The organism is Enterococcus sp. DIV1368b, from assembly GCF_050529595.1.
GTDB classification, from domain to species: domain Bacteria; phylum Bacillota; class Bacilli; order Lactobacillales; family Enterococcaceae; genus Enterococcus_B; species Enterococcus_B mundtii.
In genome coordinates, this window is sequence record NZ_CP172883.1 from 358,620 (window position 1) to 381,597 (window position 22,978).

General features: G+C 36.9%; 19 protein-coding genes and 1 pseudogene. 18 read left to right on the forward strand and 2 right to left on the reverse strand.

Features of this window, described 5'->3' with window-relative positions:
* Positions 1-196: 196 nt before the first annotated feature.
* Positions 197-1,639, reverse strand: coding sequence for a helix-turn-helix domain-containing protein (locus IGJ19_RS01715; protein ID WP_074799658.1), 1,443 nt, complete (start codon positions 1,637-1,639; stop codon positions 197-199).
* 116 nt (positions 1,640-1,755) lie between these two features.
* On the opposite strand from IGJ19_RS01715, the gene IGJ19_RS01720 reads away from it, so the two are divergent.
* The 16 genes from IGJ19_RS01720 to IGJ19_RS01795 all read left to right on the forward strand — a co-directional run bounded on the left by IGJ19_RS01720 (position 1,756) and on the right by IGJ19_RS01795 (position 19,355).
* Complete coding sequence (locus tag IGJ19_RS01720) at positions 1,756-2,355, forward strand: NUDIX hydrolase N-terminal domain-containing protein (protein WP_430604328.1); 600 nt, start codon at positions 1,756-1,758, stop codon at positions 2,353-2,355.
* Between the two features lie 68 nt (positions 2,356-2,423).
* Positions 2,424-2,876, forward strand: coding sequence for a MarR family winged helix-turn-helix transcriptional regulator (locus tag IGJ19_RS01725; RefSeq protein ID WP_430604329.1), 453 nt, complete (start codon positions 2,424-2,426; stop codon positions 2,874-2,876).
* 13 nt (positions 2,877-2,889) lie between these two features.
* Positions 2,890-3,417 carry a GNAT family N-acetyltransferase gene (locus IGJ19_RS01730; protein WP_430604330.1) on the forward strand — a complete coding sequence of 176 codons (528 nt, stop codon included), beginning with the start codon at positions 2,890-2,892 and terminating at the stop codon, positions 3,415-3,417.
* A 3-nt stretch (positions 3,418-3,420) separates the two neighbouring features.
* Positions 3,421-4,131, forward strand: coding sequence for a B3/B4 domain-containing protein (locus IGJ19_RS01735; protein WP_430604331.1), 711 nt, complete (start codon positions 3,421-3,423; stop codon positions 4,129-4,131).
* A gap of 219 nt (positions 4,132-4,350) precedes the next feature.
* Positions 4,351-4,761 carry a glyoxalase/bleomycin resistance protein/dioxygenase gene (locus tag IGJ19_RS01740; RefSeq protein WP_023519027.1) on the forward strand — a complete coding sequence of 137 codons (411 nt, stop codon included), beginning with the start codon at positions 4,351-4,353 and terminating at the stop codon, positions 4,759-4,761.
* On the forward strand, positions 4,742-5,002 hold the full coding sequence (locus IGJ19_RS01745) for a hypothetical protein (protein ID WP_019724093.1): 261 nt from the start codon (positions 4,742-4,744) through the stop codon (positions 5,000-5,002). The genes IGJ19_RS01740 and IGJ19_RS01745 overlap by 20 nt, the downstream gene beginning before the upstream one ends.
* Positions 5,003-5,228: 226 nt before the next feature.
* On the forward strand, positions 5,229-6,539 hold the full coding sequence (locus IGJ19_RS01750; protein WP_071866218.1) for an NCS2 family permease: 1,311 nt from the start codon (positions 5,229-5,231) through the stop codon (positions 6,537-6,539).
* Between the two features lie 1,102 nt (positions 6,540-7,641).
* Complete coding sequence (locus IGJ19_RS01755; protein ID WP_195273672.1) at positions 7,642-9,627, forward strand: BspA family leucine-rich repeat surface protein; 1,986 nt, start codon at positions 7,642-7,644, stop codon at positions 9,625-9,627.
* 176 nt (positions 9,628-9,803) lie between these two features.
* On the forward strand, positions 9,804-10,292 hold the full coding sequence (locus tag IGJ19_RS01760) for a hypothetical protein (protein WP_430604332.1): 489 nt from the start codon (positions 9,804-9,806) through the stop codon (positions 10,290-10,292).
* 733 nt (positions 10,293-11,025) lie between these two features.
* Positions 11,026-11,142 (forward strand): LPXTG cell wall anchor domain-containing protein, encoded by a 117-nt coding sequence (locus IGJ19_RS01765; RefSeq protein ID WP_195273670.1) that lies wholly within the window; start codon positions 11,026-11,028, stop codon positions 11,140-11,142.
* 24 nt (positions 11,143-11,166) lie between these two features.
* Positions 11,167-11,973 (forward strand): WxL domain-containing protein, encoded by an 807-nt coding sequence (locus IGJ19_RS01770; protein ID WP_195273668.1) that lies wholly within the window; start codon positions 11,167-11,169, stop codon positions 11,971-11,973.
* 90 nt (positions 11,974-12,063) lie between these two features.
* Positions 12,064-13,125 (forward strand): DUF916 and DUF3324 domain-containing protein, encoded by a 1,062-nt coding sequence (locus tag IGJ19_RS01775; protein WP_195273666.1) that lies wholly within the window; start codon positions 12,064-12,066, stop codon positions 13,123-13,125.
* A complete protein-coding gene (locus IGJ19_RS01780; RefSeq protein WP_104776213.1) occupies positions 13,109-16,111 on the forward strand; it encodes a WxL domain-containing protein in 3,003 nt (1,000 codons plus the stop codon). Before IGJ19_RS01775 ends, IGJ19_RS01780 begins: the two co-directional genes overlap by 17 nt.
* A 61-nt stretch (positions 16,112-16,172) precedes the next feature.
* The gene (locus IGJ19_RS01785; protein WP_108146381.1) at positions 16,173-17,456 is read left to right on the forward strand and encodes a helix-turn-helix domain-containing protein; all 1,284 of its coding nucleotides are present in this window, start codon (positions 16,173-16,175) and stop codon (positions 17,454-17,456) included.
* 49 nt (positions 17,457-17,505) lie between these two features.
* Positions 17,506-18,984 (forward strand): helix-turn-helix domain-containing protein, encoded by a 1,479-nt coding sequence (locus IGJ19_RS01790; protein WP_115357200.1) that lies wholly within the window; start codon positions 17,506-17,508, stop codon positions 18,982-18,984.
* Between the two features lie 17 nt (positions 18,985-19,001).
* Positions 19,002-19,355 carry a DUF7006 family protein gene (locus IGJ19_RS01795; RefSeq protein ID WP_071866604.1) on the forward strand — a complete coding sequence of 118 codons (354 nt, stop codon included), beginning with the start codon at positions 19,002-19,004 and terminating at the stop codon, positions 19,353-19,355.
* Between the two features lie 69 nt (positions 19,356-19,424).
* Here the strand turns inward: IGJ19_RS01795 and IGJ19_RS01800 are convergent.
* Positions 19,425-20,059 (reverse strand): annotated as a pseudogene (locus IGJ19_RS01800) (recombinase family protein).
* A gap of 459 nt (positions 20,060-20,518) precedes the next feature.
* Between IGJ19_RS01800 and IGJ19_RS01805 the strand changes: the two are divergent.
* The gene (locus IGJ19_RS01805) at positions 20,519-21,856 is read left to right on the forward strand and encodes a hypothetical protein (protein ID WP_430604333.1); all 1,338 of its coding nucleotides are present in this window, start codon (positions 20,519-20,521) and stop codon (positions 21,854-21,856) included.
* 645 nt (positions 21,857-22,501) lie between these two features.
* The gene (locus IGJ19_RS01810; protein ID WP_430604334.1) at positions 22,502-22,963 is read left to right on the forward strand and encodes a hypothetical protein; all 462 of its coding nucleotides are present in this window, start codon (positions 22,502-22,504) and stop codon (positions 22,961-22,963) included.
* Positions 22,964-22,978: the final 15 nt, after the last annotated feature.

Here is a 22,978-nt window from a genome sequence, read left to right on the forward strand (position 1 = left end):
CTAAAAAATCAAAAAATATGGGGAGCTATTTTCTGATTTTCTATCTTACTGCTCAGGTCAGAGCGCTTTTCTCACAACCTGATAAACGGTGTTCAAGAAGCAACACTTCAATAATAAGCCAAAATAATCAAAAATGAAAAAGCCATTTTCGCTTTTTCTGTCTTATTACTCAGTGCTGAACGCTTCTTTCACAACCTTACAAATAACTTCTAAATGTGAGTTCGGTCAATTGGTCGAGCTCATTTTTTGTTGGTATGGTAGAGATGTAGATGATTGGTATCGGGACTTGGTCGAGGGGGGTGTTTGAGACGAACAAGTCGTTTTTATGGAACGTGATGTCAGAAAGTTGAGATAATTCTACTGGGATCAATTGAACTCGTTTCCCAAAGTAATCATTTAATTCTTGTTGCAAAAAGGCTTTCCAAGAGGGTTCGCCTTGAAAGAAGAAATACAGGTTCAATTTATTTGGACGAACGGATAAGATCGCTTGTTGGATCAAAAATGATAAGAGGCGCAAAAAGTATTCGTCTTCTTGAACAGGTAACTCTTGTTTCAGTTGCTCAAGTAATTCTTGTTTGAATGGGTACAACTGTGGATATTGCTGCTCATATTCTTCCAAGAAATAGTGATACTGCAAATTCAACTGCTCGATCAAGATAGGTGATTCATGATATTTCAACAATAACAAGATCAAGTTATCCGCAAGTTTTGTCTCGTTTAGTTTTTCTAAGTGCAAGGTATCAGCTAAATCCTGAACGAATTGTTTGATCTTGCCCGAAAAAGGATAACTTTGCAAGATATCTGCTACGGGTTCTTGGTATTGATTGTTGTAATTCCAACTTTCTAAAAAGCAAAAGAAAGCAAAAATCAATTCATCTTTTTGTAAATAAACGCCTTCTAATTCATAAAGCGTGGTCAATTCAGTCGCATACGTGGAGTAAAGAGTATCTTCAGGTTCAAAGAAAGAGTCCTCGATACGGCAGTTTGCCTTAACACGTATCGTGTTGATGAAAAACCAGCAAATGCCAAAAATCTCTTCTGTTTCAACAGAAAAAGGGGTTTGCTTCAAGCGTTTCAAAAAACGAAAGTAATGGGATTCATGGATGGAATAATCTTCAAAAAAATAATTATTATGAGTAAATGGCATCAAAAGACGATGATAAAACAAGCGGATCGCATTCTCAGAACCACTCATCGTACTTGTATATTTTGTCAGCTTGATCTGTAACCCATAACGAAGGAGTTGGCGATTGACTTTTCTTGTATGGCGTTTCAGCGTTTCGTAAGAAAGTCCATTGGCTGCTAAGAAATTGGTTGTGGAACATTCCTTTGTAAACAATAGTTCTTTGATCAATTGTACACTAACGGATTGCTTTAGAAACAATTCCCACAGATCATTGGCAAGTAGATTTTGTTGATTGAGTAAACGAATCCCTGACTGATCACTATCGATCAACCAGCCATCAGGTAATTGTGAGCGGATGACTTGTAAGTCGGAAAAAATCGTACGTTCCGTTGTATTTGTTTCTTCAGCAAGCTCATTGACAGTGATTTTGGGATGGTTTAAAAGTAGTTCAATCAACGTGACTTGTCGTTGTAAATCTTTTTCAGTGATGATTTGATGCATGAGCGAGTACATCCAACATCCCTCCTTTTAAAACAAATTATAACACAATCCTTGACTTACATAAGCGGTTTCTTGTAGTTTTGGAGTAAGAGATAACAGCGTGGATTTATTGAAAGGAATGAATTGCAATGACAACAAAAAACGAAAAATACAAACGTTTATTAGCGATCGCAGAAGCCGGTCTCTTCTATGGCAAAGATCCATTTGACGAAGAACGTTACCAAGAATTGAAAGCGATCGCTTTATCATTATTAAGTAATGGCGACAAGGAAATCGAAGAACGCCTTGAATTTATTTTAGAACAAAATGAAGGGTATCCAACACCCAAAGTCGATGTACGTGCCTTTATCAAACAAGAGGATAAAGTACTGTTAGTGGAAGACAGCCATACAAAAGAATGGGCATTGCCGGGCGGTTTTGCGGAAATCGGCTATTCACCAAAGGAAAATATCGAAAAAGAGGTGAAAGAAGAAACCGGGCTAACGGTGACGGTGGATCAACTACTGGCGATTTTTGATACCAATACCCGAAAAGATATTCCACAAGCCTTTCAATACTATAAAGTCATTTTTGGATGTTCAATCATCGGAGGTTCTTTTATCACGAATAATGAAACTTCAAACAGCGCCTTTTTTGCATTGGATGATTTACCTACTCTTTCCCAAAAACGGACGACAGAAGAACAGCTTGCGATCTTAGCGAAAGGTCATTTGCCTTATTTTGACTGATCAATATATTTTTGTTGCATTTGCAACAAAAATCAGTACAATAAAAGTACAACTAAAGGAGAGAAGAGATGGCTGAGATCATAAGAGAAATCGGCGCGATAGCACGAGCGTTAGATTCGATCAGTAATATTGAGTTTAAAGAAGTCGCTTTGACGAGGGGGCAATACCTGTATCTCGTTCGGATTTGTGAAAATCCAGGTATCATTCAAGAAAAAATAGCCGAAATGCTTAAAGTCGATCGAACGACAACTGCCCGTGCGCTGAAAAAGCTGGAAAGCAATGGCTTGATTCGACGTGTAACGGACGAACAGAACAAGAAAAACAAAATGTGTTATCCAACAGCCCAAGGAGAAGCACTTTATCCGATGATCATCCGAGAACACCATCATTCTACGAAAGTCGCTTTAGCTGGCTTGTCTGAAGAAGAAATCCAACAGTTGGAAAGATTATTGACACACGTAAGGAAAAATATCAGCGAAGACTGGAATTTTGTAAAAAAGGGCCATAAACGCCTGTATTGAAAGGGATGTTGGAGTGGAAAAGGTAGAAATCAGACCGATTGTGGGAAGTGAAGTGGAACGCCTTCAAGCAATCAGCATTGAAACGTACACAGATACTTTTGGCGAATATAACACGCAGGCAGATATGGATGCATATCTTTCGCAAGCATATGATTTGCAGCGATTGACAAAAGAACTGATCCATCCAGAATCAGCTTTTTTCTGGGCACTAGATCATGGCGAAATTGCGGGTTATCTAAAACTGAACACAGGAAAAGCACAATCCGAGGAAATGCCTGAGGATCATCTAGAAATCGAACGGATCTATATTCGACCACCCTATAAGAAAAAAGGGATCGGCACTCACTTGATGAACTGGGCGTTGGCTCAAGCGAAAGCACAGGGAAAAACAGATGTGTGGTTAGGTGTGTGGGAACATAATGATCCCGCCCAAGCTTTTTACCGTAAGCATGGGTTCATACGCCAAGGACAACATGTGTTTTATATGGGAGACGATGCACAGATCGATCATATCTTAGTCAAAAAAATCAATGAGGTGTAACGAATGAAAAAATTTGTAGCAGATCCATCATTTTGGGAAGTGTTCCCAGAAGCAAAAATCGAGATCTTAACGGTAGAAGGGATCAATAACGAAGTCGTTGAAGAAAACAAAGCAGATTATTATGACAAATTGAATCGTGCTGCTAAAGAAGCAAGAAATTATTTAACAGAAGAACCTTTTAGTCAAAATGAAGTGATTGCACAATGGCGTCAAGCGTTTACCCAGTTCAAGACCAAAAAAGGCGCACGTTCATCGATCGAGGCACTACTAAAAAGAGCCAGTCAAGGTCGCGAATTTTTCCCGATCAGTCCGTTAGTGGATATCTATAATAGTATCTCTTTGCGCTTTGGCGTACCCTGTGGCGGAGAAGATCTTGACACGATCGTTGGGGATCTTCATTTGGGTAAAGCCCAAGGTGGAGAAAATTTCTTGCCATTAGGCGCAGAAGAAGATGCGCCCGCATTACCAGAAGAAATCATTTATTATGATAAAGAAGGCGCAGTTTGTCGCTGCTTTAACTGGCGTGAAGCGCAACGGACCATGTTAACAGAAAAAACGACGAACGCTGTATTGGTGATCGAGGCAGTCAACGCACAACAAGCAGAAGTTGCCGGAAAAGCAATGACTGCTTTACAAGAAGACATTGAACGAACATTTGGTGTAACGAGTACTAGACAAACAGTGACGAAAGAACAACCAGAAATCACTTTGTGACCGGACACGTAGGAAATAACCAAAACGATGGAGTCACTCGTAATCTTCAAACAAAGCAAACTTGAAGATTGCGGGTGATTTGTCTTTTGATTGCTTAACACGAAAATAAGCAACCTTCGCTCAATCATCTTGTGCTTAATAGCAGTGACTTCCACTAAGTGTGTTTCCGCTTTCGTGCTATAATGAAAACAAGCTTTTATTTAGAGGAGGCGTTGTCAAATGATCCATAAATCTCGTGTCATGCTATACGTCGAAGATGTCGCGTTAGTCAGTCGGTTTTTCGTTGAGCAATTGAAGGCAGAAATAGTAGAAACGTTGGAATTGCCAGAGGAATATCAAAGCATTGTCTTGCGTATGTCGCAAGAATTGGAGTTGGCTATTTTTCCTCGGACATTCGTTGAACGATTTTCACCAGAAGTGTTAGGACCACCACCGTCTATGATTTTCTTTACAGATAAGTTTGACGAACTTTACGAACAAATCGAAACAGCTGGTGAAATTTTGGAGAACAATGGCTTGTTGACGTTTAACTTTTCCGATCCTGAAGGAAATTTTTTTGTGATTGCAAAATTAGAATCGACAGAAAAAGTAGATGAAAGGGAGACAGAAGATGAAAATCTCGATCACTGAAACACTTGAAGATTATTTCAAAAAGCAACGGATGAAAAAGAGTGATAAATTGAGAATGAAGAATTTGAAATCTGGGAAAAATCCTGCCAAAGGATGGAATAAAATGGTCGATACAGGCTTCGGTGGTTTAAATTCTTTAGATTATCGTGGGAAAGGGAGTAATTTACCGATCAGCCAAATCGACAATCAGCAATTTCGTGCGGAAGAACAAAAGCGAATCGGTAAAGAAACCCATAGATAGAAGCTTCTTCAACTATTGTGTACTTAGTTTTATTTATTAGTAATCGACATACTCTTCTCTAAATGAAAGCGGAATAGGTAAATAGTAATGTTCGGATTTTTGATTAAATCCGAATTTTTTGTTTACTTATTTCTTTATTTGGGATAATATTAAACACGTTGTTTTATTAATAAATCTAATATAGTAAGAACTTTTTTATAAATGTTCGGTTTTAGGGGGATGAACGATGAAGGAAAAGATACTTTCCTACTTCGAGATTGACGCACTGAATACGACGGTGAAACGTGAGATACTGGCTGGGTTTACGACATTTATCTCTATGGCATATATCTTATTTGTCAATCCAACAGTACTTGGTGCTTCGGGGATGGATGAAGGGGCAGTGTTTACTGCGACAGCATTAGCCAGTGCCATTGGCTGTATTTTGATGGGGGTCGTTGCACGCTACCCGATTGGAACAGCACCCGCGCTAGGAATCAATGCCTTTTTTGCTTACTCGGTCTGTTTAGGTATGGGAATTCCATGGGAAACAGCATTGGCAGGAGTGTTCGTCGCTTCGTTGATTTTTATTTTGATCACCATTTTTAAATTACGTGAGATGATCATTGATGCCATTCCAACAGACTTGAAGTTTGCGATTTCTGGCGGGATAGGTTTGTTTATTGCCTTTCTAGGCTTGAGTGAAGGTGGCTTGATCGTGGCAAATGAATCAACGCTTGTTGGCTTAGGTTCATTGAGTGTCGGTTCCACTTGGTTGACGATTTTTGGTTTAGTCATTACCGCAGTATTGTTAGTTCGTCGCGTACCAGGAGGGATTTTTATCGGTATGGTAGCTACCACGCTTCTAGGACTAGTCACTGGACTGATTCCTATGCCTTCACAGCTTGTTGCGGCAGCACCTAGCTTGAAACCCACTTTCTTAGTTGCATTGAAACACGTCGGTGATATCAATAGCTTACAAATGTGGGTAGTCGTTTTGACGTTCTTGTTAGTGACATTCTTTGATACAGCTGGAACATTGGTTGGTCTAGCAAACCAAGCTGGTTTCATGCAAGATAACAAAATGCCACGTGTTGGGAAAGCATTAGCTTCGGATTCTACTGCGATGTTAGCTGGTTCATTGTTAGGTACATCGCCAGTTGGGGCTTTTGTTGAGTCATCCGCAGGGATCGCCGTTGGTGGACGATCTGGATTAACTGCAATCACTACAGGGATTTTATTCTTGTTCGGGTTGTTTTTCTCACCATTATTATCAGTCGTGACTTCTCAAGTAACTGCACCTGCGCTGATTTTAGTTGGTGTGTTGATGGCCCAATCATTACGTCAGATCGAATGGGGAAAAATGGAGATTGCGATTCCCGCTTTCTTGATCTTGATCGGTATGCCGTTGACTTATAGTATCTCAGATGGGATTGCATTAGGATTCATCTTTTATCCAATCACCATGCTAGCAGCAAAACGTGGCAAAGAAGTCTCACCGATCATGTACGCGCTATTCTTTGTCTTTATAGGATTCATGTGGATCTTGAATGTTTGATTGATTTAGGTAGAACTTGAGTGTTCATTCGCTTTTAAAAGAGTGAGGGGCAGTCCAGTCGTCCTTTCTCAAAAATAAAAAACGAGTCTGATTTTGATGTTTTTTTGTCAAAATTGGACTCGTTTTTAGTCATATACACACTTTTTATCCATGTGTTCCCCTAATTTCCTTAGATCTAGTGCCATGAGCGCCAGTTTGATATCACTCGCCCACGTTAGTGAAAACATTGGCACACCAAGTAAGCCTTTAGATGACCGGTCACTGGTTCGACGAGTTTGCAAACACTGTTTATTTGGTTTTAAGGTATGAAACAAAAAATGAATTTTATTTTTGTCCCACCAACAAATCGAACCGCTGAAAAATAAGGACTAGAATATGACGACATGAAATTAATCGATCTTTACGATAACAATCGTTTAAAATATATGTGGTCTTTTGAATACACTGATAAAAACGTTGTTAATTACGTAGCAGCAATTCCACATTTTAAGTTTATACGATTAGTTGAAGAGATAGTTCTAAAAAAATTGAACATACAAAGGAAAAAGATAAATGAGGTACCATTTGAATAAAACAACAAATCATGATATGATTGTTTTGCAGAAAAAGAACATGTGAACACTGAAGCCCTAGAGTAGTAGGATACTCTAGGGCTTTTCTTTTTGGCTAATGTCGCCGTATTTGTTTTACTTCTTGTTACGAGTATTCAGCCAGTACTCGTATGTGGCTACTAGTAAGCCGACAAGAAGGGGGCAGAAAAATGCTAAGAACATGTGAACACCTCCTCCCAGTCGCAAGACTGTAGGATAGGCGACTACTCATTTTAACATTTCATCATAATAATAACCATGCTTTGATAATAGGTAAATAATTATCATTTTATGTCCCTTTTATTGCATTGTTAGAAAATTATTCAAGTATAGTTTCTTAGTTAGTAAATGTGAGTCCAACGAAGTATACCTTTGTTGGGCTTCTTTGATTTGCCATACAAAAAATGAAATAAATGTACACTCGCTTCGTTTTTGTAAACCTCAAGGGAATCTAATTTTGTTAAATTATTAATTGTTCTGAGGCGTTGGTTTATTTGAAACGGAGGCGAACGATGAAAAGGAAAACATTAATAGTAGTGATTCTGGCGGTATTAAGTATTCCAGCCAATATAAGTTATGCGGTTGAAAATGAAGTTTTATTTGAAGATACAATTGATAGTGAAGTACTTGATGAAATACAAGATGATCAATTAGAGGATATTGAATCATCTGTGGAGATAGACGCTGAATCAGGGTTAGAGGAAGCTTCGGAGGAAGTAAAAGAGTCTGATGATCCGACAGTTTCTGAATCAGTAGATCAAGAAGAAGTAAAAGAAAGTTCAATAGAAGTTACAAAGACACAAAATAAAGAAGCAGAGGTAATTGCTTCAGGTCAAAATGGAACTGGATTTACTTGGACTCTGTACGAAGATGGGGTACTTGTCTGTGGGGGAGGAACATGGTCAGGATCTTTTTCTGCATGGTACTCTTGGCGAAGTCAAATAACTAAAGTCATTATTACTGACGAAATAGATCCGCCCAACAATAGTGACAGATTTAGTACGATGTTTTATAACTGTAGCAATTTAATAGCAGACGAAGGATTGGAAAAATTAAAAACAGGGAATGCAAAGTCTTTTGCTTTGATGTTTTATAACTGTGAAAGATTAGAAACGATAGATTTATCTAGTTTCGATACTAGTAGTTCAACAAGTTTTGCTTCTATGTTTGAAAATTGTGTGAAATTAGAAAAAATTGATTGTTCTAAATTTAAAACCACTAATTCAATTAATTTTAGTAAAATGTTTGCATTTTGTAGAAATGTTAAAGAGTTGGACGTAGCTAATTTCGATGTGAGTAAGGCAATAAATTTATCAGGAATGTTTCAAGGCTGTAATTCTATAAGTTCAATAGATGTAAGCAAATTCAACACTGAAAATACTACTAATTTTAGTTCAATGTTTATAGGTTATAAAGGAACTCAACTGGATGTTTCAAACTTTAATACTGAAAAAGCAACTGATATGAGTTTTATGTTTCAAAATGTGTCTAATATTGCTGAATTAGATGTTTCAAACTTTCAAATGAAAAACGTTAAAAATATGGAGTATATGTTTTCAGCAATGACTAGTTTAACAAACTTGAACTTACAAGGATTTGATGTTTCAAATGTAGAAAAAATTTCTGCGTGCTTTTCTGGATTAGCTAGCATTGAAAGATTAGATCTATCTCATTTTGTGACAAACAATTTGCGAGAAGCAGAGTATGTATTTAGAAATATGACGAATTTAAAAGAATTAAATATTGATAATTGGATTATACCGTCTAATGTTTCAGTTTATAAATTCTTTGAAGGTACCTTATCTACCAAAATTACGATTGGTTCTAGAGTAACATTAAATACCCTTATGTATATGCCCGATCTTAGTAGAGGATACGTATGGGCAGACACAAATGATGAAATAATAGATAGTGATCAATTAGTTGCTTTTCATAATAAAAATGGAGTAAGCAACACCTATCGAATCGAAGAGTTGCATACCCTGACATTTGATACGATAGGAGGGTCAGAAGTTGATAGTCAAAGAAGTATTATCGGTAAAAATTGGGTTGTTCCTGATATACCAGAAAAGAAGGGATATATATTTGACTATTGGTCGACAGACAAAGATGGAGAAAATCCATATGATTTCAAAACTCCTATCTCCAGCTCACTCACATTGTATGCACAATATACTCCAGCCTATATCGTGAGCATACCAGCAACTATAAATCTAAACGAAACTAATCAATTAAAGGTAGTTGCGGAAAATTATGTGGAAGCAAAGACTTTGATTATTTCAACAGATGAAAAAGTGTCATTAAGAAATATACACGACAGTACACGGATACTTGAGAAGGAGATTACTAAAGAAAAAGAATATCCTGAATCAACTAATGTATTAGAAGTAGCAGGTATAAATAAGGAAGAAAATATTTTATACATTCAGCAAGCTGAAGAAAAAGAATTAGCAGGAACCTACGAAGGGATTTTAAATTTCACCGTAGATTTTTATTAGGAGTAAGTACATGAATGAAACTAAAAAAATACTTTATACATTTTGTTTGGTTGTTATTTGTAATCTGATTGCATTAATTATAGGGATTCAGATAAGGAAAGGGGGATTATAGAATTGTAATAGGGGTAAAAAATTAGAATAGAACGAAAATCAAATCAGGAAAAAGGAGAATACTTATGATCAAAAAAATTATTACAGGATTTGCAGTGCTTGTGTCTTTAAGTCTATTTGGAGGGATGGTACAAGCAGATGAACAAACTGAGTTGGAATACGAGGTAGGGAGTGAGTATGTTATTTCAATACCTTCTAAAATTGTATTAGATCCTTCTGGACCAGTCCCATTAAAAATCAACTCTGTTTCTCACAATTTGAGTCCATTGAAATTAGTCTCAATTTCGTTAACTGATGGTTTAATTGATGCAGGAGTAATTGAACTTAAAAGATTCATTGATCCTACAACAACTATAAATGCTTATGTTACTTTAGATGGAAATGCACTACCAGTTAATAATACTCTCAGAACTTATGACTATACAGCTGGACAAACAGAAGAACTAGCAAGGTTAGAACTAGGTATCCTTGGTTCGCCAAATACATTTAAAGCTGGTACTTATTCTACTATATTAACATTTACATCTGAGATGACTGACAAAGTGATTGGTTAATCAAGAAATATATTTGGAATGTAACGTGAGGGGGATATTTAGATGCGGGCAATCAAGTTTGTTTTGTACTTATGATGCAGACAATTAAAAACTAGCTGTGGTTACTTTATATGGAAATAAAATGTTCAATGTATCTAAAGATTAAAAATTGTATGTTTCTTGATGTTCAAAAAAGTCCAACAGGGTGTGCCCTGTTGGACTTTCTATTTAGCTATTGAACACTTAAATTAGAAAATGACATCGAAGTTGAGCAAGAAAAATAAAAGGTAAGGGTCGAAAATCTTTAAGTGGTTGATCCTTACCTGTTATTTTTCTTGCACGCTAATTATTCTCTCGCATTCATTCTGATGAATTCGTGATCTTATTTCTTTTCAGGATTTATTTTCTAAATATGCATAATGAGGTGAAAATTGTGATTTTTAATATTAAATAAATTGTTATAAGATAATGATTGTAAAGAAGGCTGGAAGATAAGACTTTTTTTCACTAAAAATTATTAAAAACAGTCGTTTTTGAGATAAATCTTAGAGGAGGAGGAAAGATGCGAAAAACTATTGGTCTTATGATTGGTCTAATGTCCCTAATAATAGCGATACAATTTCCGCTGCAGGTGTATGGTACACAGGTCCGATCCGTCGAGTCAGAAGGATCTATTGGATTTACAGGTACCTATGAACCGATCGGACCACCAGATCCCCCCCCTAGCACTAGCCCGCAAAAGCCAGGAGGCACTTTGCCGAAAACCAATATGACCGATAGCTCACTCGGAATGTGGATCGGAAGTTTCTTAGTGGCAGGCGTTTTATTAGTCGTAGGGAGTAAAAAAAGAAAAGCAATATCCAAAAATTAATTTAAAGAAAGCAGGAATTTAAGTATGAAATTTATTCGTTTAGCAACTGTAGCCGCATTATCAACAACAATTTTCGCAGGAGGAGTACAAGTCTTTGCTGAAGAGACAGACCCAGAATCAAAAGAAGTACGTAAAACAACAACGACCGGTCAAGTCACCTTCACTCCAAATATTGAAGACACAGTAGTAGAACCTGATCCTGAAGGTCCAGAGGTGACGATTCCACCAATTCCTGGTACAGGACCACTAACTATTGCCACAGTTCCAACAATGAACTTTGGGACTAAAGTTATCTCAACTGCTGATGAACATTACAACATGATTGCGGAAATGCAACAGAAAGCCGGAACAACAGGCGAAGAAAACATGATTCCTTATGTCAGTATGGCGCAAGTCCAAGACACCCGCGGCACCAATGAAGGATGGGAACTGAGCGTGAGTTTAAGTGAATTTCAAACAGAAACTGATACTCTAAATCGTGTGTTAAAAGGCGCCCAAATCACGTTATTCGATCCTTCTCTTCGTTACAGTGTGAATGATGCAGATCAGGAACCGACGATTCACGCAAGTGGTTTAGAGTTGATTCCAAATGAAGATGCCGTGCCGATCATGACGGCTGCTAACCGAAAGGGTGGCGGAACTTCTTCCATTGTTTGGGGAGATCATGATGCGCTCGCAAAACAAGTGGAAGATGGGGTAGATGTCGTCGAAAATAAGGCGATCCAATTGTTTGTTCCTGGCTCGACTGCCAAAGATGCAGTAACGTATACCTCTACATTGACATGGGAATTAGAACTAACACCAGATAATGAGGCACCTGATGAGGTTTAAGAAGTAACCATTCTTATTTCTATGTTCTATTAGTCACTGGCAGCGTTACAGATTTCTGTGACGCTGCTTTTTTAGAAAGGATTATGACAAATGATACACAAACAAACGATACAAAAAAGTCTGTGGTTGCTTATAGTGCTCTTCTTTTTCTTGCCGCATCCGACGGTCCAGGCCGAAGAAGCTGGTTTAAATACGTACGTTACCCCTCTTTTTCCAGAGAGCCAAGTGGATGAAAGTAAAGGATACTATGAGTTATTGCTCTCACCTGGGCAAAAAGAGACTTTGCGACTAGAAGTCGGCAATTCCAGTTCAGAACCAATCAACGTTCAGGTGACACCGCATACGGCTTATACGAATACTTTGGGGAATGTCGAGTATGGAAAAGACGCCAAAGAAGTGGATCCAACCTTACCCTACTCTTTGGATGAGTTGATGACTCCTTCGGAGGTCATTACTGTAGCGGGAAATGAAACAAAGGTCATAGAAATTCCTCTTCAAATGCCTAAAGACGCCTTTGAAGGGTATTTAGCGGGCGGTTTAAGGATCACCGAAGTAAAAGAAGAGGGAGATAGAGATGCTCCAGAAGGAGAAGGGGTCGCAATCAAGAATGAATTTGCCCATGTGGTAGGTGTGGTCGTCAGTAATACCCGAGACTCGGTGCAACCGGAGTTGGAACTATTAGATGTGTTTGCGGATCAATTGAACTATCGCAATGTGATCAGTGCCACGCTACAAAACTTTACGCCCACTTTTGTCAATCAATTGGCGGTGGAAGCTACCGTGAAACGAGCAGGGGAGAACGAGGTGCTCTATAAGGCTGAGAAAGAAATGATGCAGATGGCCCCAAATTCTAATTTCAACTTCCCGATTTCTTTAGAAGGCGACCGTTTTCGAAGTGGGAACTATGTCCTAGAATTGACAGCGACTTCTGGGGAAAATGAATGGTCATGGACGCGTGAATTTACGATTGAAGTCGATGAAGCTCGCAAGTTAAATCGAGAAGACGTGATGATTGATTCAAGTATCAATTGGTGGCTAGTAGCCACACTTGTTTTGTTTGCGGTACTTTTACTTATTACTGGTTGGTGGTTAATAAAAAAAAGAAAAGAGAATAAGAGTGAAAGGGTGAAAGACAATGAAAAGGAAAAATAAACTCGCTTTATTTTGTGTCATTTTTCTTTGTTCTCAGCTAGTTACACTTCCACTGACAATTGGTTTATCTACCTCTGTTCAGGCAATCGAAAATACGACTACAATTGATTCTTCGACGACCTTTAATGAGCATGAACAACTTAAAGATAAACCGATCTTCTCATTTCAAGAGACTCAAGCAACCTGCTCTATTGGAGAAGTGTTTACTTTAGTAATGATTGCAGATCAAAAAGTTACTGAAGCAGCAATAACTTTACCGGAAGAAACAGCAGTTCTAGATGACGAGTTAGCGCATGGAATCACTGTAAAACAAGACCTAGAAAAAAATCAAATAGAAATAAAAATGGCTGTTCCACAAAAAGTATTTAGTATTCCTTTGGTTTTTGAGCAGACAGGCATGTATACAATTACTTTAGGAGAAGCAACGATGACGCTTGAGATAGTTGGTGAAGAATCATCCCAAGAACATAAAGGAAACAAAGTAACTGATTCATCGAGTGAAGATAAAAAGGAGGAAACAATAGAGTCCTCTTCTTCAGAAGAAGAACTACCTGATGCCGCCACACTGAATGAACCAAACCAAGAGGTAAATCAGGAAGCAAATGATGTTGAAGTGAATAGTGATGATCTAATTAACGTAGGCTCATGGGTTGATTTTATCGAAGCCTTTTCAAATCCATCTATATCTACAATAGAAATTACTGATGATTTTGAAGTTCCTACAACGCCATTAACTGGCTTAACAGGTATGGTAACTGGAAACAATTCTAATGTGACTGGAGGAGCCACGTTCGTTTATTTGACGAGGAGTAGTATCTCTAGAAAATTAGCTATTAATGGCAATGGACATCAAATCGATTTTGGGGCTGTTTCATTGGGCTTAAGGTCAGCAACACATAATGCCAATTCCCCATGGGATATTACATTTAATGATTTGGATATCTACTCAGGGAATTGGTGGGGGTTTTTTCAAACAGTAAACCTCACTTCAGCACAACATGCACTTTCTAATATCACTCTAAATAATATCAATGGGTATGGTAACGAATTAATTGCTCCTTATTATACGAATGTTAATATTTCTGGAACAGTTAACAATCATATTACTGCAACTTATAGCTCTAAATTCCGTACGGATTGGAGAGTGAATACGGTAAATTCTGTAAATTTAGAAACTAGAAGTTTAACTATTAAGGAAGATGGAGAACTTAATTTGTCAACTGTCAATAGCGGGAATATTATTATAGGATTAGGCGGGTTAAATGCTAATTTGACATTAGAACAAAATGCTACAATCAACATGGAATCTAATGGAACGGGGACTGGGGATAATGCGAATGGCAGAGGTTCTAGTATAGATATCGCCAATGGAGATCTGATCATGAAAGAAGGGTCAACTATTAACATTGACAATAAGAGAAGTTATTCAGCGATAACCTTGCGTAGCAGTAACTCTACGTTAAAATTGGAAGATAGTGCTAAAATAAACATCGAGTCAACAGGTCATACCAATAACTCAAATGCGATAGATAGAAATTTAGTTTATATGGCTGCTGGGAGTTCTTTACTAGTAGGCGAGAATGCGGAATTTAATATCAATGCCACAGGAAGAGGCAGTGCAACATCAAACATTGTCCATGTAGCTGGAAATGCAAACTTCCAAATTGCCAAGGATGGGTCTCTAGATATAAAAAGTGATAGCACGTCAATCAGTCAAAGTTTACTTAATTTTGCCTCAGCAGGTTCAACATTCGAATTCTCTGATGCCAAAAAAGTGAACTTAGAACGTACGACACCTATTTCTGGATCTACCTCTAATGGACTGATTAGTATCGCTGGAACTACAGGTCTTCTAGATATCGATGTCCAATCTGTTAAGCAATGGAATAGAGATAATTTTACAGAAGAACCCGATTATTTTTGGACCCCTATTTTTAATTTAATTCTTCGTTACAATACGATAAATCCAACAATCACGAATGTTTCTTCTATCTTTCAAGAGACGATGACTAGCTTCAATGAAGCTTTCACTACACGTAACGTTCAGAGAATACTCTTTGAAAAAATACCAGATGTGGAGATAACTATTGACCCTCTAACAGAAGACGCATTGGAAGTAAATTCTTATACTATTACCGGCAAGGCTTCTCCGCACAGTGTAATACGGTTCTCTGGTGATCCAGCAATACCAGATGGTGAAATTCCATCACCAAATTTTTCGGAAACCGATAAATATCATGTGACTACTGATGAAAATGGAGACTATTTATATGAGTTACCTAAAGATTCACTATTCACTGAAGGAAACGAAGTGACGGCTTATGCCTACCTAAATGGAAAATCTGCTAATGCAAGTACGATTGTTGAAAAATCGAGAAGACCACCTAATCCTAAGGATCCGATGAATCCCGAAATTGAAGTCGATCCAGAAAATAAACCTGAGCTCGAAGAAGAACAAGGTTTATTAAGCATTGATTTTGCTTCTCAATTCACATTTGGTCAACAAGCGATCTCTACGAGAACGAAGCGGTATTATGCGCAACCGCAACGCTTGTTAAATCCTGATGGAACCGTTAATGAGGCTGAAGAGCGACCAAATTATATCCAGATCAGTGATCGACGGCCAGAAGAGGAACGTCACGGCTGGCAATTAGCAGTTACGCAAAACAGTCAATTTACGGATCTACAGGAAAATGAACTAAGAGGGGCACGTTTGTTTTTAACTAACCAACAATTGGAGTCTATGCACGGAAGTGAAGAGCCGATGTTGTATAATCAAGGCGGTGTCACCTTAATTCCAGGAGAAAAGACTGAACTTTTGACCGCGCTTGACGGCCAAGGGTTAGGTACCTGGATCTATCGGTTTGGTGACGGTGAAAGTGCAAGCGAAAGCGTGGCACTTGAAGTCCCTCCAACCGCGAATCCAAGAGCAAGCACATATGAAACAACACTCACTTGGGAACTAAGTGTAGTTCCCGACAATTAGTCACAAGAAAGAGAAGGGCTGCGGCTCTTTTCTTTTTCTTCTTAGAAAGGAGAGATAAAATATGCACATTTTATTTGATCATTTAGTCATGGCGGATAAGACTAAACGCTGGTTGGTCTTATTGGCAACGTTAGAAGAAGAGGAACACGTTATCGCCCACACCTTAGTTGAGCAAACTGGTTTTGGGCGACGGACGATTATTGAGGACATAAAGGAGATCAAGGACTACTTTGGTGAGAGGATCCATTTGATCGGTGATGAGAAGGGCTATCACTTTTCCTTTCTTAACCCTAAAGGGTATTATAAGGAGAAACAAGCGTTACTGGATAAAGAGAAACTTTTTCTCTTGGTGGATCAGTTGGCTGCGGGAAAGTGTTTAGACAATCAACAGTGGGTGGCACATCTTGATGTTTCGAGTACAAGCTTTCAACGGATGAAACGACAGCTTCAAACGTTATTAACGAACTATTATGGGATAAAAATTGAATCTAAAACCAATCAACTATGGGGGGAAGAAGCGGGGATTCGCCAATTTCTTTATGATTTTTATTTCACCTTACCATTGTATCCCAGGTTTCTTTCAGAACATATTCAGGACCTATATCAGGAGAAAGTGGTGATTCGAGAAGGACCTTGGCACCTAGACCAAACTTTGTTTAATCAATGGCTGCGAATAGCCAAGCAACGGGTTGACCAGGGACATTGCTTACATGAAAAAGTGGCATATAAACAAGTTCAGACGACTCTAACCCAGGCTTTGGATCAACAGGTCAGTGTGGCTCTTCCAGGATCAGAAAAAGCCGCGTTGTTCCTCCTCTCATTAGATGAACGCCAGTTTCTGAACCCTATGACACAACAAGTATTTATCCACACATTTTCACCTGTGAGTGAGTATGAGTTACCAATGCGTGAGACCGAAGGTCTGACTTATGGTTTTTTCGAAACACTCCTCTTTTTAATGGAGGCCTTTTTCCAGTTGCCTACACTTGAAGCACCAGCACAAGTGCCGTATGCAAGCCGTGAGAAACCGTCTCCTTTAGACGTACTCATGAAACGTTTTTTAGCCGAGAAGAAAAAATATAGCCAGACGATTTATGTTTCCTATCAGCTAGTAGGCCCACGAGCTTTGACACGATGGATCAAACAGGAAGTTGAAACGATTTTAAAAAAATCTGGCTTACAGGCGGTTGAAGCTGCCCAAATGAATCCGCTCGGACTAGTACGCTATGTACAAATCGTGAATCAACCACAAGCTAGAAACGCTCGTGCAACGATTGAACTTCCCTACGTACCTAGCAAGGAGAAAATCGCTGAAGTGCTCTCTGTATTTTCTGAGTCAAGATGATTTAACGGTCAGGAAAGATAAATATTTGAAAAAGTGAGGAGGAAAAAAGTTGCGTGAGTTTCAGATGGCTTTTATTACCAGCGCAGAGGTCAAGCGATGGATGCAGGTGTTAAGTGTGATGGAACAAGAACGGCGTTTTACGATTGGAGAGCTGAGTGAACAACTAGCTATTTCACAACGTACCTTAATAAAAGATATTCAAACATTCAAAAAATATTTTGGTACAAGCATCGAATTACGTTCGAATTACAGTGGGTATCATTTTGAAGAACGAAATCGTAGTGACTACCAAGAGAAAAAAGAACAACTGTTGGAAAACGAAGTGCTATTTGAAATCGTGGGAAATGTTTTTTGTGGAAAAGATTTTACAATAGCTGACTTAGCTCACCAATACAGTTACGCAGAGAGTACTTTACGAAGGTTTTTTTTAAGAATCCGACCGGTATTAGCTGAGTATGAGTTAACATTGGCTTTTAATCCAGTCAATTTTTTAGGGGAAGAAGTCAATATCCGAAAGTTCTTTTTTGATTTTTATTATAGCAGTGAACAGACTCCGTATACAATCCGTCCGCCAGAAAGCTTACATACGTTGGTCTTGAATGAACTGTCTGGTAAATTGGGGAAGTATGAATTGGGTACAGGAATCACGATTTCAGCCTTTTATTACCATCTTTATATCGCAATGGTCCGAGTCCATCAAAACCATTTTGTGTCCTTACCTGAATGGCTAAAAGCAAGCATTTATCAAGAAAAAGATTTTCAGTTGCTTTATTCTTTACAAGAAAGGATCAAAGAGGAATATGAGATTTATCTACCAAAAGAAGAATTTGCTTGGATCCATTTATTGATTATTTCCAAACGGACGATTCATCGTGTGGACCAAGAACAAACTTTTAACCAACGATTCAGCCACTGGAAGGATCTTCAGTTTATCGTGTCAGATTACCTTTCTGACCCTTTCTTTGAACAGTGGGATACGAATACTCTAGGACAGTTTATGACCTCTTTTTTCATTTCGCGTTTGATGAATGAAGCAGTGGGTCCGGTGTTGAACAAAGAGCTAGAAGAAATCCATTGGATGGTGAAGAAAAGCGATAAACAGATTTATGAGGCCCATAAACAATTCCTCTTAAAACACGCCCAAGTACTCAGTTTTTCTGCCCAATATTTTGAAGATATCGTGGTGAGTTTTACGACATATATGAACTTATTGTTCCACTATTACCAACCGGTCAAAAAAGTTTTATTTTTATTAGAAGGTGACTACTTAATAGTTCAATCGATTCGAATGCAGGCACGTGTACTATTAGGAGAATATCATAAGCTGTTGTTTATGCAGCTTCAAGAATTGACGCCGGAACGTTTAAATGATGTGCATGTTGATTTGATTGTAACGAACTATCGACCGTATCTTTTGGATTTCGCTCTTGACACGGATCATATTCTTATGAGCAGTATTCCTACGGCGCAAGATTGGGCAAGAGTCAAGCATCAGTTGAATCCACTGATCGATCAGGAAACATTTTAAAAGAAGGAATGAAAAAAATGACGACATTTTTTACAAAAAAAGCGTATCTGGAGGGCTTTAAAAGTATCTTTGAAGAGGCTGAAAAGCGAGCAAGTGAAGACCTAAAGGTCTATTTAAACACCCAGATCCAACAATTGGAGACCTTAGTGAGTCAGATCTGTCAGGAAAATTTTTGGGAAATATTTCCGGAGATCTTAGGAATCGATGCCAAGATGAGGCTATTAGCAGATTTGCTCAACTTTGATAATTTTCTAGATGTGAAAGAAATACTTAGAATCGTTGAAAGTGACTATCTCACCTACTTCAAAGAATTATGTGGGTACGATCGCAGTAAGGAACCGAATCACTCCATGATTTTCAATGTAGTATAATAGATCGATGGCCTGATTGGAGTAACTTAAATGCGTAGACTCTTATTTTGGTAAGAATTTTTTCATTGGTTAATGATTATTTGTTTTTATATAGTCATTCTTATTGTTGATTTCATGTTTAATTCTATAAACTGTTTGTCTAGTAATATTGTAGTTTTTTGAAATTGTTGAAATAGCAACACCCTTATTCAGATCCTCAACGATGCTTTTATAAACAAGGCGACGTTGAGGATCTTTTGTGTCTGCGCTGTATAGCTTAGGGCGTCCTTTATAAACACCATTCGCTTTAGCAATCTTAATTCCTTGTGCCTGACGTCATTTAGATTCTGTACGTTCCTGCTCGGCAATCATGGCAAGAATCTGAATGATTAAATCCTTAATGAACTTATCTAGGAGAGGATTACCAATTGATTCAGCCATGATAGGTAGACTAGTAATGATCAGTCGGATGTTATTATTTTTTAGGTAATTAACTGAAGCAATAATTTCATTATAATCTCTTCCTAATCGATCAATAGCCTCTCAATAAAAGTATCTTGTTCACGTACAAAATCTAAAGCTTTTTGAAAAGCTGGTCTTTCTGAAATTGTGGCTCCTGATTGTTTCTCAATAAAAATTTTTTCTGCTCCAAATTGTTTCATTTCTTCAATTTGGCGTTGTTCATTTTGATCAAGGGAAGAGACACGAATGTATGCAACTTTCAATTTTTCACCTACTTTCTCGAACTATTTAAAATACACCCTAATAATTCATCATCTACACCAATGAAAGTTTTTTCATGTGTCTATGAAAAAGAAGGATTACATTTTTCTGTGTTAGATATACTATACTTTATTGAAAGAACGAGAATATAGTAATTGGCACCCAAGATATTAAACAAAAAAATCACAGATTAGCTGATTATTATATTAAAGGACTAAGTTAACTACCAAATAATTTAGTTGAATGAAAACAGAGAGAAAGTTTAAACATATTGATAATGAAACTTAAGTAGAAGATATGGTCAATTTAGAAACAAAATCAATAATGTATTATCTCATTTTATAAATTAAATAATTTGCTGTGTATCTATGGTTAAAATCGTTGTATTAATTTTAGATAAGTTAGTGAAGTGTTAGTATAAAATCTTCCATGCTTAAGAAGATTCGCCAGGGGGAAACATAATGATTAGTAAGAAAGAAGAAAAAAAATTAATCGCAGAAATCGATAAAAAAAGAACTGAGTACATGAAGAGTAAAAGGTATGGTAAAGATATATGTGAATTATTCCTTCAAAATTTTAATTTTAAAGGAAATACGTTAGATAAATTAGATGTTCAAAAAGAAATATTTCCACTCGTAAAACAGGTTATTGAATCTTACCCAGAAGAACTTCAACATCGTAATATTGATTTAATAAAGTCTTCTTTAGATCGAAGCTATTATGCTTCCCAAAATGCTACTCTTTTATCTCATTATACTGAACAACTTATCAATCATAATGATGATAGTTTCTTAGTAGTGCCAACTGGTTTTAGAACTGGAACTGGAGCGCATGAAGTGTCATGCATCATAAAAAAAAACGATGAAAAAATTCAAGTGGAAATATTTGACAAAGCGGGTGTTTCTCCTCCTGAACGTCTTGAAAAAGCAAATGAAATTCTCGATAATTATGGAAGAAATTATATTGTAAGCAATTATTTCTATAAAATAGATAATACTCCTGATGGAATTAATTCAATGGCTAAAGCTATTGCAAGTGGGTTTACAGATAGAGGATTTAAACCTTCTGATATAAAATATCAACCGTTACACTTTCTTAGTAAAATAGCAAAGAGCGAGCATTATGGACGCAATGTTACATCAAGCCAATATATACAAGGGAACTGTTTAATGAAAGAGGTAGTAGCTTCACTAAAAAGAGTACTCTCAGAAAAAAGTTCTCCAGGGCAGCTGATCTTTGCGACTGATAAACAAGGTAGAACGGATTCTTTAAACGGTATTCTTACAGAAGTTGCTTGTTTCCGGTTAGAAAAAATGGGGTATGGAACTGATATCAGCAACTATTTAAGAGATCAATATAAAATGTATTGTTATTTAAAAGATGATAGGAAAAACTATCCAGAAGACATTAAAGTTATGAGGAAGATAGAAAATGGTAAAATATTAAATAAACATTTCACTAATAGCATTCCAGAATTTAAAAGAGTAGCTTCTTATAAGATTGAAGTATCACTCAATGATAACAATAAAAAAAAGAGTCTTTTTAGTAGATTTAAAAAGTTTATAAAATTAGAAGGAAAGAAAGTTCGAGTCAATCATTTGACTAAGGAAGAAATATCGGTGATACGATTAAACGTTAACGATATTAGAAAAAATGTAGAAAAAGATAAAGAAAACATAAGTAGGAATTTTAATAACATTAAAGAGAAAGCTTTAACTATGTCAATGTTTATAGAGCCAAACGTCTCCAGAGGATCAGTTAGAAATTCTTCGGTAAAAAATCATAATGTACGAGAATAATATATCAAGAGGTTGAAATAAGTCACCTTTAAATTTGTTGTACTCTATTGAGAGATCAAAAATATACCAAAATTTTTTTATGTCTCTACAAGTCCATTAAAGAATTCTCATATATTTTTTTGCCCGTTGCTTTGTATCCTCCACTTAAAAGAGAAGTAATATCTGGATCAAGAAAACATTCCAGATAATCAATTCGATCGATATTTTCAGCAATAAGAATGCCTTTTTCTATTTGGAAAAGAGTTTAGATGGTCTGAAATCTAGTTATTCAATCAAGAATTAGTGAATGAATAAGGTGTAAATTTGTGTAAATCGCAGGAAGATATTGTGTGAGTATAATTGAGTTTACTCAAAACTGAAAGTTAAAAAGTTTATAATGTTTATTGTTTACCCTTACCGTTTATTTTTGTTTCTATATTCTCCAAGTATTGATCCTAAAAAGCAACAGCAACAGCTTTAATATCTTTCCTATAGTGTTAAATCCTTATGATATAATTATAGTAAAATCTCATAAAATAAGTAATATTTTCAAATATTGTTATTTTCACGAAAATTGTGAGGAGTTAGTGATGAAAAAAATTTTTGTTTTTAGGTAGTGTTATTAGTGTGGTTCTATTGTCGGGTTGTGGGCAAGGGAATATCGAGATGATAGACTTTGTTGATGTCAATTTTAAGGGGTTAAATACCAGAGAAACTGGTAGTTATTTTGTTGATCATGAACGTCTTCGTAATTATTTGGTTGAGAATGATAAGGAGTTAACCTTTGAAAGTAACAACGCCTATTATGATGATAAACAACTTGAAGAAATGTTAGGTATAAATTTAGATAAAAATTCAGAGTTATCCAATGGAGATAGTGCTAAATTAACACTTGAAGTTGATTCTTCAAAAGTTAAAAATTTAGTCGGTGGGGATAAAGAAATAGTTATTAAAGGTCTTGATGAACCAAAGAAGTTAATAACAGGAGAGGTTGAAAAATATTTAGTTGTTAACTTTAACGGTGTTAGTGGACTTGGCACTGCAACAATTGATAATACTCTTCCGGACGATTTACGTTATATTCAATTTACTTTAGTTGATGATGGGAAATTTAAGAAGGGGATCTAGCAAAAATTGATATAT